This window comes from Limnoraphis robusta BA-68 BA1 (genome assembly GCF_034932365.1).
In the GTDB taxonomy this organism is placed as follows: domain Bacteria; phylum Cyanobacteriota; class Cyanobacteriia; order Cyanobacteriales; family Microcoleaceae; genus Capilliphycus; species Capilliphycus robustus.
In genome coordinates this window covers 107,010-120,200 of sequence record NZ_JAYGHR010000062.1, presented here as the reverse complement: position 1 = coordinate 120,200, position 13,191 = coordinate 107,010, and the positions used below count along the sequence as shown (strand labels likewise).

11 protein-coding genes and 2 pseudogenes are annotated in these 13,191 nt (G+C 45.8%); 7 read left to right on the top strand and 6 right to left on the bottom strand.

The features are described 5' to 3' along the window. Window positions 1-9: 9 nt before the first annotated feature. Window positions 10-1,422, top strand: coding sequence for a transposase (locus VB836_RS14920; RefSeq protein WP_323220232.1), 1,413 nt, complete (start codon window positions 10-12; stop codon window positions 1,420-1,422). A 177-nt stretch (window positions 1,423-1,599) separates the two neighbouring features. Here the strand turns inward: VB836_RS14920 and VB836_RS14915 are convergent, their stop codons facing one another. Further along, window positions 1,600-2,592: a ribose-phosphate pyrophosphokinase gene (locus VB836_RS14915; RefSeq protein ID WP_323220360.1), complete on the bottom strand. Its 993-nt coding sequence runs from the start codon at window positions 2,590-2,592 to the stop codon at window positions 1,600-1,602. Window positions 2,593-2,915: 323 nt separating this feature from the next. On the opposite strand from VB836_RS14915, the gene VB836_RS14910 reads away from it, so the two are divergent. From VB836_RS14910 to VB836_RS30370, 3 genes are all read left to right on the top strand, one after another. Further along, the gene (locus tag VB836_RS14910; protein WP_323220231.1) at window positions 2,916-3,374 is read left to right on the top strand and encodes a GatB/YqeY domain-containing protein; all 459 of its coding nucleotides are present in this window, start codon (window positions 2,916-2,918) and stop codon (window positions 3,372-3,374) included. 79 nt (window positions 3,375-3,453) lie between these two features. Continuing rightward, entirely contained in the window at window positions 3,454-4,029 is a 576-nt protein-coding gene (locus VB836_RS14905; RefSeq protein ID WP_323220230.1) for a hypothetical protein, read from the top strand. A 74-nt stretch (window positions 4,030-4,103) separates the two neighbouring features. After that, complete coding sequence (locus VB836_RS30370; protein ID WP_407659677.1) at window positions 4,104-4,328, top strand: transposase; 225 nt, start codon at window positions 4,104-4,106, stop codon at window positions 4,326-4,328. Between the two features lie 183 nt (window positions 4,329-4,511). Here the strand turns inward: VB836_RS30370 and VB836_RS14900 are convergent. From VB836_RS14900 to VB836_RS14885, 4 genes and pseudogenes are all read right to left on the bottom strand, one after another. Then, window positions 4,512-4,842 (bottom strand): annotated as a pseudogene (locus VB836_RS14900) (RNA-guided endonuclease InsQ/TnpB family protein); the annotation flags it as partial. Between the two features lie 58 nt (window positions 4,843-4,900). Continuing rightward, window positions 4,901-5,698, bottom strand: coding sequence for an SDR family oxidoreductase (locus VB836_RS14895; RefSeq protein ID WP_046278232.1), 798 nt, complete (start codon window positions 5,696-5,698; stop codon window positions 4,901-4,903). 75 nt (window positions 5,699-5,773) lie between these two features. Further along, entirely contained in the window at window positions 5,774-6,541 is a 768-nt protein-coding gene (gene hdhA, locus VB836_RS14890; protein WP_323220227.1) for a 7-alpha-hydroxysteroid dehydrogenase, read from the bottom strand. A 95-nt stretch (window positions 6,542-6,636) separates the two neighbouring features. Beyond that, on the bottom strand, window positions 6,637-7,131 hold the full coding sequence (locus VB836_RS14885; RefSeq protein WP_323220225.1) for a permease: 495 nt from the start codon (window positions 7,129-7,131) through the stop codon (window positions 6,637-6,639). A 124-nt stretch (window positions 7,132-7,255) separates the two neighbouring features. Here VB836_RS14885 and VB836_RS14880 point away from each other — a divergent pair, with 124 nt between their 5' ends. After that, entirely contained in the window at window positions 7,256-8,455 is a 1,200-nt protein-coding gene (locus tag VB836_RS14880; protein ID WP_323220223.1) for a response regulator, read from the top strand. 254 nt (window positions 8,456-8,709) lie between these two features. Then, window positions 8,710-8,863 (top strand): annotated as a pseudogene (locus VB836_RS14875) (IS701 family transposase); the annotation flags it as partial. Between the two features lie 781 nt (window positions 8,864-9,644). Here VB836_RS14875 and VB836_RS14870 read toward each other — a convergent pair. Then, window positions 9,645-10,991: a TldD/PmbA family protein gene (locus VB836_RS14870; RefSeq protein WP_323220221.1), complete on the bottom strand. Its 1,347-nt coding sequence runs from the start codon at window positions 10,989-10,991 to the stop codon at window positions 9,645-9,647. A gap of 255 nt (window positions 10,992-11,246) precedes the next feature. Between VB836_RS14870 and uvrC the strand changes: the two genes are divergently transcribed. Further along, on the top strand, window positions 11,247-13,163 hold the full coding sequence (gene uvrC / locus VB836_RS14865; RefSeq protein ID WP_323220219.1) for an excinuclease ABC subunit UvrC: 1,917 nt from the start codon (window positions 11,247-11,249) through the stop codon (window positions 13,161-13,163). The last annotated feature ends 28 nt before the right edge of the window (window positions 13,164-13,191 follow it).

Here is a 13,191-nt window from a genome sequence, read left to right as displayed (position 1 = left end):
GTCGAAGCTATGGTCAAGAAGAAAGTTAAAAAGCAATCCAAGCGGAAAAAAACCGAGAAAGAGTCAAACATCAGAACCGATGTATGGCAATTAGCAATGACCTCCGAGCAGCGTCGATTAGCAATCTTGACCGTAGCGCAATACCGACATTTTCTGAAGCCATTAGTGCTTATTAGCTATTGGAATTGGGGAAATCTCTCGGGATTAAACAGCAACGAAAGAGTCAATACTCTAGAAAAGCTGGTTCACAAAACAGAGGATAATCCTAATCCCAAATACTATTGGTATTTCCAGAAAAGTATTAGTCGTTATCCTTCATTCCAGAAATTCCCCAGTTATCTAAGACGTGCTGCGATTCAAGATGCTTTAGGTATTGTTAGTAGCTTCTTTACTCGCTGGGATACTTGGAACAGAGGAGAACGGAAGCATCGGTACGACAAGCCACCCAGGTTGACCGTGATGTGCAACAGCTATCCAGCTTTGTACAAAGGTCAACAAGTTAAATATCACTCCAACTTCGATGCAGTAGAGCTAAAAATATGGAATGGTACTGACTGGGTTTGGATGAAAAATATTCCCGTCAAAAAACATGGAAAAAGTCGGCATATCAGAGAAGGAGCAAAGCTCTTATCTCCCTCTTTCATTGCCAATAAACGAAGTGTGCATCTTTCCATGCCTGTAGAGGTTAATCCTCAATCTCTACCCGATTCAGATTATATTTGTGCTATTGATATTGGTATAAACACAACAGCAACCTGCTCAATAATTGGCAAGGACGGTACTGTAAAAGCCAGGAAATTCATTAATCCTGCTAGAGACATAGACCATCGAGACCAGCGTAAACAGCGCATTGCTACCAAATCCAAGCTAACTCGGAAAATCATTAACCAAGATTTGCCCAAGGGCTTCTGCCAAGGTTTATATCGAAAATCCAAAAACATCAACAAACACATTGCTCAAACTGTTTCGAGACAGATTGTTGAGTTGGCCCAAAAACATCATGTCAGTGTGATTGTGTTTGAGGACTTGTCGAATTGGAAAGCCAAAGGCGGGAAACAGGGTTCTCTGCAAAAACAGAGATTTCATCAATGGTGCAAGGACAAATTGGTTGAACTGACCATCCAGAAATTCTCCGAATTAGGCGGAAAAGTGAGCAAGATTAACGCCAAGTACACCAGTGCTTATGCCTTTGATGGTAGTGGCTTAATCAAGCGGAGCAATAAGAAGTATTCCCAAGCCATATTTGAGAACAACTTGCGCTACAACGCCGATTTATCCGCTTCTTACAACATCGGTGCCAGATATTGGTACGCGGTATTAACAAATAGTAAATTTACTAGGGTCTGGGAAGGCAAAAGTTCCTCCCAGACGCTGCGAACGCCAGTGACGCTTAGTACCTTATGGGGTCTAAGCAAAGCCTAGCATAAGAATCCCCAGCTAGAATTTTAATTGAGCTGGGGTGCGTTCAACCCGTCTAGACTTTCAGCGAAAATCAAAACAGATAGCATCAAAAAAGATGATTGGGGCGGGTTTAGTTCGGTTGTTGTCAGAGCAATAAATCTTGCTGAACCCGCCCCTACTGGGAAAATTAGATGTATTTTATCGGAACATACTGCTGACTGAAGTATCTTCGTGAATACGCCAAATGGTTTCTCCCAGCAAGTTAGCAACAGACAGCACCGTTAACTGCTTAAATTGTTTTTCCGGGGGAACTGGAATGGTATTGGTGACAATCACTTCTTCAAACAATCCTTCCGATAACCGTTGAACTGCGGGGGGAGAGAAAACCGCATGAGTCGCACAAGCATAAACTTGTCGAGCGCCTTTTTCCCGCAGCAGTCTCGCGCCTTCGGTAATTGTGCCTGCGGTGTCAATCATATCGTCCACCAACACCGCCGTTTTCCCTTCAACGTCTCCGATGACGTTTAACACTTCAGCCACGTTGTGAGACTGACGTCGTTTGTCGATAATTGCCAAGGGCGCATCATCCAACTTCTTCGCAAAGGCTCTCGCCCTAGCAACACCGCCGACATCGGGAGAAACCACCACGATATCGGGTAAATTCTTACTCGCTAGGTAGTCCAGCAACACCGGAGAACCATAAACATGGTCGAAGGGAATGTCAAAATAGCCCTGAATTTGCGCGGAGTGTAAGTCCATTGCTAAAACTCGACTCGCACCCGCTTCTGTAATTAGATTCGCCACCAATTTCGCCGTAATTGATTCTCGACCTGCCGTTTTGCGATCAGCTCTGGCATACCCATAATAAGGGATAACGGCTGTCACTTGGCGAGCCGATGCACGACGACAAGCATCAACCATAATCAACAATTCCATCAAGTGATCATTGACGGGATGGCAGCAGGGTTGAATCAAGTAAACATCGCAACCGCGAATGGATTCTTGAATCTGCACATACAATTCACCATCCGCAAATTGTTTGCGAATCATCGGGCCTAAGTCCAGCCCGAGATAGCGACTCACTTCCGTCGCCAGTGAGATATTTGACGAGCCGGAAAACAGTCGCAGTCGATTATGATCGGGAACCAAAGGTTCCGGATGGGGAACAGGTAAAGTAGCAGAACGGATCACGGTATGGCCTCGCAGTTCATTCATGGAAATCTTACCACTGTTATGGGGGAGCAAATCAGGATTGACAGGACATAGACCCATAGAGCCTCAGCTTCGTTCCGGTCTTTCGCTTACTAACTTAACAGCCACAACTTCAGCATCAATCTATCAAAAGTGGGTCTCTCTTTTATTGTTAAAAATTCTGCGTCAAATTAAAATGGGGGAAATACGGATCTTGATCTCAAAGTGGATACATCTACTAAGTTCAAACCGATTTCAGAAAACCTTAATCCTCATCCCCTAGACCCGGCAAATGGGGGATCTTTTTACAAAAGGTACAGTGCATGAGTTTAAAGGATCAAATCAGCGAAGAGATTAAAGCGGCGATGAAAGCTCAGGATAAAGTCCGGCTAGAGGCGGTTCGCAGCATTAAGAAGGTTTTGATTGAGAAAGAAAGTGAGGTCAGAGGTAAGGGTCAAGATACTCTGACACCTGAACAGGAACTTGAGGTGTTAATGCAGCAAGCCAAACAACGACGAGATTCTATTGAACAATATCAAAAAGCTGGACGCTCAGACTTAGTTGACACCGAAAAAGCCGAATTAGCCATCATTGAAGAATACCTCCCTCAGCAACTTTCAGATTCTGAGGTGGCTTCTATTGTTGATGAAATTATTGCTGAAGTTGGGGCGAGTTCGGCTAAAGATATGGGGAAAGTTATGGGGCTAGCCATGCAGCGCTTGAAAGGTCAAGCTGATGGCAAAAAAGTCCAAGAATGGGTCAAAACGAAGTTAAGTTCATAGCGATAAATTCCTAGAACAATATTACTCTCCCGTCTCCGTATTTTCTCGGAGACCCCAATATCGAGTCAACATCACATCAATGATTAAAGCCTTGCTGGTTGACTGCATGGGAACCTTAACTACCACCCTCTCCGGTCAACCCTTTCCCCAACATTCCCACGATTTACAACCCCTTGCAGGTGTCACCGACGCGATCGCCTATTTCTATCGAAGCGGATGGAAAATTATCGCTCACTCCAATCAAGATCAGATTAATCATCCGACTACTCCTCAATCTCTAGAAGCCGTTCAACAGCAAGTTGTCTATACTTTGCAGTTGTTTCCCGCTATTAGCAAGGTTTATTTTAGTGATTGGACTGGGGAATATTGTTGGTCTGTAGAACTCGATTTTTCCGTTCAAAACAAAGTTCAAATCATTCAAACCCAATATCAACGCTCAGATTTCCTCAATCTTAGCCGCCCCGGTCAACAACACTATGATTCTTTTCGTAAACCCGGCGCCGGAATGTTGAGATTAGCTCTATTACAACTAACAGATGATCCTCAAGAAGTTTGGGTGATTAGTAACCATGCTGTAGATCGAGATGCGGCGATCGCAGCTAAAGTTAATTTTTGTCCCACTCCCACCTGGTTAAAACGATACAAAGAATTTTAACACCAGTTCCTCCCCTGTCAGATTTGTTGTATATCCATCCGTAATGCCTACACCGATTTACAACCTTTGCTACCCTGAGCAATGGACAAAAAATAAAAGCTCCCAAACCCTTGATTAAAAGGATGAGGAAGCTGAAAAAGTCATCTAAAAATCTATCTCGGAAAACCAAAGGATCTAAACGGTATGAAAGCCAAAGAAAGCAGTTAGCTAAATTTCACGCTAAAGTAGCTGATACCCGAACCCATTTCCTGCACAAACTGCTATCGAAAACTGATATAACACGGTATAAACCGTATTAATGTTTCGTTCCTGCATCACCCCGGACTGTCGGCAGCACCCGGTCAGACAGGCTTTTTACCGAGAAGCCCTCGGCATAATGTAATATAGCACTACGCATTATGGTTAGGACATTAGTAAAAGCTGAAAACCTTTTTTATCTAACTTTTGCCTTTTGCCTTTTGCCTTTTGCCTAGCGCGTAGCGCTATAAATTTAGGCTAGCATTCAAATCACGGTCAACGCTTACACCGCAAGCCTGACAGTTGAAAACTCGTTCTTTCAGAGCTATTTGTTGAACGTGACCGCAATTTGAACAGGTCTTAGTTGACGGATAAAATCTGTCAGCAAAAACTACTCTTGAACCATACAGACTTATACTCAACTTGGCGGCGAATTTCAGAAAAAGCAGAATCAGCAATAGCACCTGCTAACTTATGATTCTTTAACATCCCAGAAACATTCAAGTCTTCTAACCCGATGACTGCGTGGTTTTTGCATAGCCATGAGGTTAATTTGTGAATTGTATCTTTCCGAACCCTCAAACCCAATCTCAGAGCCAGGTTAAGCAGAAGCGGCGACGGGTTCCCACCCGGGTTATTCCGGCTTGAGGCGCACGCGCTTACCCCCGCCGGAGACTTGCAGGGTTTGGCCGCTCACCCAGGACCCCGCCGGTGACGCTAGCCACAGGAAGGCGTTGGCAATATCCTGGGGTTTACCTGCCCGCCCGGTCAGGTTATCGGGGTGAGCCAGGGCATACTGGGCTTTTTCATCCAAACCCGCCGCCGCATAGCCCTCAGTGATCACCGTACCGATAAGCACCGTGTTGATGCGAACTTGCTTGGCAAAATAGTGAGCCAAACCCAGCATCATGTGGTTGAGGGCAGCTTTGGCGGCGGAGTAGGCGATGAAGTCAAAGGCAGGTAAAACCCCCACCAAAGAACCCGAGTTGGTAATAGAGGCATTTTCAGCTTGCAGGAGATAGGGGCGGCAAACGGAGGTCATCCGCATGGCCGACAGGGTATTGAGCTTGTAGCTGTCGATCATCTCTTCTAAGGGAACATCGAGGGGATCGTCGTAGGCTTTGCCCCAACCGACGTTATTAACCAAAGTTGAAACGCCCCCAAAGGCTTCGACGGTTTTGGCGACGCACCCTTGAATGTCCGCCTCAACAGTGACGTTGCAGCCCACACCTAACACTTCATTGCCCGTTTCAGCTTGGATCGCCGCCGCCGTTGCTTGGGCTTTTTCCCCGTTCAGGTCGGCGATCATCACCTTCGCTCCCGCACCCGAAAAGGTTTTGGCAATGGCTTCTCCAATGTTTTGGGCGCCGCCCGTTACGATCGCCACCTGGCCGTTCATCCGAAAGTCAGCAAACGCATCAAAATTGCTCATGGTCGTTTTTTTGTTAGGTTTGAATACTCTGAAATCCAATCAGGCGAGGCAGTCCCGGCCTCTCTCAGCAAGCGTTTAATCTAATTCCTGAACGCCGCCGCCGCTAACAGTCAGCACTTGCCCGCTAACCCAACTCGCCGCAGGGGAACAGAGAAACAGTGCCGCATAAGCGATATCGCTGGGTTCTCCCAACCGTGCCAAGGGCGTATGCTTGAGCATGGTTTTTTCAACTTTGGGGGTCAGTACCGTTGCCAGGGCATCGGTTTTAATCGCACCGGGGGCGATCGCGTTCACCCGAATTCCCTTGGGTCCCAAATCGAAGGCGATATTCCGGGTCAGGTGGCTGACGGCGGCTTTGGAGGAACTATAAGAAGCCATATTGACGTTCTTATTTTCCGCCGACATCGAAGAAATATTTAAAATCGCCCCCTGTCCTGCTGCTTCCATGTGGGGGGCGCACAGTTGGCACAAATGAAACACCGAAAATACATTCAGCTTGTAAGCCCAAATAAAAGTGTCCATCGGCATATCAAAGGGTTTCGGCCCGCCGCCGCCAGCATTGTTGACCAGCAGGGTGATTTTGCCAAAAGCATCCAGGGCAGACCGAACCAAATTTTCCAGATCCGAGTCCTTCGTCACATCGCAAGCCACAGCCACAGCCTGACCGCCCTTTTCCTTAATGCCGTTGGCGACGGCTGCCGCAGTGTCTTCTTTCAAATCGCTGACCACTACCGCCGCCCCGGCCTCGGCAAACAGTTCGGCAATGCCCCGACCAATGCCGGCTCCGCCCCCCGTCACGATCGCGACTTGACCCTCGAGCTTAAACGCTTCCAAAACAGTCATACCCAAAAAATCTCCACAATGTTAAATACTTAGAACCTGTCGTTATAGCAGTTCTCAACTAAGCCCGGTTCAACCTGCTGTTATCCCTCAAAAACCTACTCTGGCCGCAACATGGCTTTCATAACCGCCGCATTAATAAACCAAGAGGCAATCCCGGCGATCGCCCCCAAGATAATGGCGCCGACCAGTGGAGTAACCAAAATCGTCCCCAAAAACTTTTGTAAGAAGAGAGCCACCAATGTCACCGTACCAAAGGCAAACAGAGAATAAAATAGAACCGTTCTCACCCCAAAAAATAAAAAGGGTCGGTTCAAAAGCTCAGGGAATGGAACCGAGAAATCTTTGGCTTTTTTGCTAAAGGTAAAAAAAGCGATCGTTCCCAAGATGAGGGACAGGATAAATGCCGTCATCACTCCCGTCGAGAAAACCGTTTTTTCGTGGGCTGATATCGTGTCAACGGTCAAAGGTATCGTCTCTTTTCCTCGAAACATAAACCAGCCGATCGCACCATTGATTATGGCGTTGATAACACCACTCGTCACGGCATTCTTTTGAATGAAATCATTGGCCTGATGTGAGGCGGGAACCATATAGCTACCCTTCGAGATCTGGCTCTTACTGAACAACTTTGGAGCAGTGTACAGTTAAAAGGTAAAAAATTCGTGTAATTTTGAACAGATCCTCTTGCTGATTCTGAAAGCTCAACATTGAACCATGAGAATTCTGCTGGCTTCCCCTGACAAAACCCTGCGAAGCAAGCTGCATCAAGATTTATCTCGCCACAGTTTCGTTGTCGATGTCGCCACCGATGGCGAGGAGGCTTGGGAATTGCTCCAGGCGTTTATGTACGATGCGGTCTTGCTGGAGTTACTGTTACCCAAGCTGGATGGAATTGACCTATGTCGTCGCTTGCGGGATGTGGGCAACCCCGTGCTTATTTTGTTGATGCGGTCGCCTTCCGGTGCGGGGACTTGTATCGAGGGTTTAGATAGTGGCGCCGATACTTGTTTGATGAAACCCATTGAGACCCCAGAACTCCTAGCCCATCTCCGGGCTTTGGCGCGGCGGGGCCTTCGTCGAGCCAGCCCCCTGCTAACCTGGGGGCCGTTGTCTCTCAATCCCATCTCCCGACAGATCACCTGCCACGGTCAAGTTTTGAAAGTCAACCGCAAGGAATATCAAATCCTGGAGCTATTTCTGAGCCATCCCCGGCAAATGTTTTCTCGCGGCGAGATGGGCGATCGCCTGTGGACATTGGATGATCAATTACCCACCGACGCCACCATCAAGAGCCACATCCGTAGTATTCGCCGCCAACTCGAACGGGCGGGTATTCAAGATTTTATTCAGACCCACTACGGTCAGGGGTACTGTCTCGATCCGGTTTACAACGTGGAAACCCAGCCCTCTAACGGAGTACCCTGTCCCCCAGAAGGGATGCTCGATTCTATTACCGCTAACATTTGGCAAGAATTGATGGTGGCGAATGCCCGTCTACACCAAGAAATTGAGTGTCGCAGACATATTGAGGCTCAACTGCGGCGATCGCAAATGATGTTGCGAAATGCTCAACGAGTGGCTCAAGTCGGGTGTTGGGAGTTCGATATGGAAACTCGCAAAACCTACTGGACTGAGGAACTTTTTCTGATTCATGGTCTCGATCCGAATCAGCCAGCCCCCACCTCTGAAGAAGTTTTTGCCCTAATTCACCCCGATGATCTTCAACTCCATGAGGAGGCTATTCGGGTTCTAGCAATTAGAAGAGAACCATTTGAAGCTAATTTACGCATCATTCGGGTCAATGATGGGGAAGTTCGCTATATCAACGCCCGAGGCGGTCCGGTTTTCGATAGTTCAGGCGCGGTGATCAAGTTGACGGGAACGACTTTAGATGTTACCCAATGGCTCCGATAGATCCAGATTACCTAAGCCGACGAGGGCGTGATTAGGAAGCCCAAATCGTGAGATTTGGAATCCCCAAGATTCAGCAATGGGGAGAATGTTCAGGGGGAATTTTAACTCTAAAGTGCGGAGAATAATTGCAACACCATCGGCTATCTTAAATCGCCCCGCAAATGGTAGCATACCCCAATCAATTCAAACCCTTTAGTTATGAAAAATACCCCTCTTTTGTCAACAGATTTAATAGCTATAAAGCAGATGGGACAATGGATGTAGAATTACAAATTCTTAAGCATTTAGCCCGAGATGCACAACCAACAGTTTCGGTGATCGATCAATATTGTCAGGGATATAAAGATCTATTTCCAGCAAGTAAGAAGTTATGAATGTTTTAAATACTTACATCTGGGGATAATCTCACCAAAGTGATCAAAATGTTAATGCAAGGTTGAAAACCTATAATAATTCAAGAAATTTTAGAAGTTTCTGCTGCCTTTATCAGTAAATGGAAAACCTGCTATGCGTGCGTTGGTATTGAAGGGCTAAAGCTTAAATATAAAGGCTCAAGTGGGTATCTATCTGATTGCGATCGCCAACAAGTTATTCAATGGCTAAAAAGTCAAAAGCAAATTAAGCTAGAGAAATTATCAAATCATCTGGAGGATAACTATAGATGGAATGAAAGAAAACGCAAACTGTTTAAACCTAGTCATCTACGGAAAGCATGGGAACGACTTAAACAGCAAAATTGGTTTCTTGATGTATCTACCAACAACTAAGTAATAACAGCAGATATCAATGGTACTAGGGATCTGACAAGTTATTTTAGCAAGATTCTTCAACTCCCCCTTCCCCACCCCTAAACGATAAGCTTCAATAATCTATAAAAGCTTAAATGTTCAGAACATTCTATCAAACAGCCCGTTTTACAAAACTTAACTCGAAAATAATTCTCAATTAGCAAACGGGCTTGCGTTCTTTCAGCCTTTTTGGTAGGATTATCTCAAATCATAATACAGGAATGGTCTGACCTATAAGGTATTTTGACTCTTTTAGGCGGCTGAAACCCTTATTTAATCGTACCTCTGCCTCGTTTTTGGTCAAGTTTTTACCCCTTCCCTTTCTCTGTGACGAACAAATTTTCACCATCCTTTTTTACCCCCACTTGACAGAATCTTGAAAATGTGCATTCGCCGAAATCTTAGATGCTATCGGTAATGCTACTAAAATTAAACGCCTTCACCCGTACCCCCGGAACCACAACACTGCCGTAACGTTCAACCTGACTCAAGCCATCTACTTCTGCAAAGAGTTCTGGCAAGCGTTGATTAAAGCGTAAATTCTTAATCGGATAGGCAATTTTCCCGTCTTCGATCCAGAACGTTCCATCCCGCGTCATTCCCGTTACCTCCAACGTGCGGGGGTTTACATATCGCACATACCAAGCGCGACTGACCAAAATTCCCCGTTCTGTTTGAGCAATCAAATCCGCCAAACTTTGCGGTGATCCGGCCATCACAACCGGATACATCGCCCCATTCGCCTCAACGCCCTGCTGGGCTGCCCAATAGCGACTGTAGGATAACGTTTGGGGAACCCCATCTTTAATCACAGACAAATTATCTTTTTTCAGCCCATCTGCAAAAAACGTCGAATCCCCAATTAAAGGATGCGCCGGATCTCGCTGCACATTCACCAACGGACTAAACATCGCTTCCCCGACGCGGTTTCCGGCAGGTTTTCCTTGTTCATCCATCCGCGACATAAACGATCGCCCTTCATCAGCAGCCCGAGCATCCAAATTAAACATCACCCACATCAACAACTCCGCAAAGGCAGCCCCATCAAAGATGACCGGATAAACCCCAGGCTGAACTTCACGGGGATTACGGGCAGAGTAAGCCCGGTTAATAATCGTTTCGGTGAGGGATTCTATCGGTAAATCTTGAATACTAATCGCACTGCGTTTACTCCAAGCAGAACCCTTGTCTATTTTTGCAGTAAACCCAAAATCAGCACTCGTCAGACGGTTACAAGCCCTCAACCCCAGAGAATTGCCAATGGCTAATAATTCCGCTTCACTGCTGAGAGTTCCCGAACCTTCAACATTCGCATCCTGACTCATTTTGCAAATCGTTTGAACTCGTTCTCCGCGTTGTAGGGGGGAAAAACAAGCCGTTGCTTGATCAAAAGCCGGGATGCGGTTTTCATAGGTTTGCGGTTCTAACAACGGTACCCATTCGGGATCTTCCGGGGCAATGGTTGCGAGTTCCTCTGAGCGTTTAATCGTCGCTTTAATCGCCTCGGGGTCTAATTCAGTTGTAGAGGTTGTAGCACTGCGCTTACCAAAATAGCTGGTAATCGAGAGGGTAAACTTGGTACTGCTGACGTTTTGAGTAATTTGATTTTCTGAATAGCGAGTCAGTGCTTCTTCACTGTTGCTGAGACTGACAAACACATCTTCAGCTTCCGATTGTTGGATCACCGTTTCAATCAGAGACAGAGCTTCATCTTCAGACAACAGATTGGGTGCAGTAGCAACAGTCATAAATAAAAGGAAGTAAAAGAAACCGAATAGCGATCGCGGAAGATGCGACTACTTTTTTTAGGGATGATCTGCCCACAATATAACAGTACCGAGACACATCAGAACCGTTTTTGAAGCATAAACTCACAACAAAAACATACATCTCCCGAAAATCCGCTCTTTGTGCCTTTGTGTCGAGCGTGTTTTTTCTTCAATTGAGAGCATCATAATATAGATTATCAGAAAAGTTGCTGCAAATAAACCCCTTTCTCTACAATGCCTTCAACTCCAACCCTGCCTCTGGTCAAACATCCTGAACGCCTAGAAAGTCGGTTAACAGAAATTCCGCCTGTTCCGGGAGTCTATTTAATGCGCGATCGCTCGGATCAGATCTTATATATCGGGAAGTCGAAAAAATTGCGATCGCGAGTTCGTTCCTATTTTCGGGATTATAACCGCCACAGTCCTCGGATTGCCATGATGCTCCAACAGGTAACAGAAATAGAGTTTATTGTCACCGATACCGAAGCCGAAGCCTTAGCCTTAGAAGCCAATCTGATTAAACAGCATCAGCCTTATTTTAATGTGCTGCTGAAAGATGACAAAAAATATCCCTATCTCTGTATTACCTGGTCTGAAGAATATCCCCGCATTTTCATTACCCGCAAACGCCGTTTAGGAAAAGCCAAAGATCGCTATTATGGTCCCTACGTTGATACCCGACTGTTACGCAGTACCCTACATTTAGTTCAACAAATTTTTCCCTTGCGTCAACGTCCGAAACCCTTGTTTAAAGATCGTCCTTGTTTGAACTATGATATCGGGCGATGTCCGGGAGTTTGTCAACAGTTAATCTCTCCCGAAGACTATCATCAAATTATCCAAAAAGTTGCCATGATCTTTCAAGGGAGAACCGGAGAATTGATTGACTCTTTAAACCAACAAATGGAAACTGCTGCTGAAACCCTCAATTTTGAAACCGCAGCCAAAATTAGAGATCAAATACAAGGACTAAAATCACTCAATGCCGATCAGAAAGTCTCTCTCCCCGATGACAGAGTATCGAGAGATGCCATTGCCTTAGCAGCTAACGATAAACTTGCCTGTATTCAACTGTTTCAAATTCGGGCAGGTCAACTGGTGGGGCGGTTGGGGTTTCAGGCGGAAGTTATCCAGTTTGATCCACAAAAAGAATCAGAATTTGGGGCAATTTTACAACGGGTTCTCGAAGACCATTATCAAACGGTTGATCCAGTGGAAATTCCCAGTGAAATTTTGGTTCAATATCCCTTACCGGAAGAATCTATTCTAGCCAACTGGTTGAGTGACTATAAAGGTCGAAAAGTCACCATTGTTAACCCGCAACGCCAAACCAAAGCAGAATTAATAGAACTGGTTGAACGCAATGCAGGCTATGAACTTGAACGAGTGCAAAAATTTAGCGATCGCCATCATCAAGCCTTACAAGATTTAGCCGAAGTTCTCGATCTTCCTGACATTCCTCATCGCATCGAAGGTTATGATATTTCCCATATTCAAGGTTCAGATGCAGTGGCTTCTCGGGTGGTATTTATTGACGGTTTACCTGCCAACCAACAATACCGACATTATAAGATTAGAAACCCCGAAGTCAAGTCAGGACGTTCGGATGATTTTGCCAGTTTAGCTGAAGTCATCGGACGACGGTTTCGAGATTATCCGATATTAACGCCTGAAAAAATAGCCGCCGATAAACCCGATTTAATTATGATAGATGGCGGGAAAGGTCAACTGTCAGCAGTGGTGAAAGTGTTATCCGAGTTGAACCTATTAGAAGATTTGCGTGTCATTAGTTTAGCCAAACAACGGGAAGAAATCTTTCTTCCGGGTGAGTCCTTCCCTCTGGAAACCGACGCCGAACAACCGGGAGTTCAACTGTTACGACGTCTGCGAGATGAAGCCCATCGGTTTGCGGTGAGTTTCCATCGAGACAAACGTAGTCAACGGATGAAGCGATCGCGTTTAGATGAAATTCCCGGCTTAGGACAGCATCGCCAAAAACAACTCTTAGCCCATTTTCGGTCTATTGATTATCTTCGCATGGCAACTCCCGAACAAATAACTGAAGTCCCCGGAATTGGGTTAAAATTAGCCCAAGAAATCTATCACTATTTTCATCCGACATCGGATGTCAAAGATGCGACAATAGATTAGGAAAGGGAAGCCACAACCAACTTCCAGG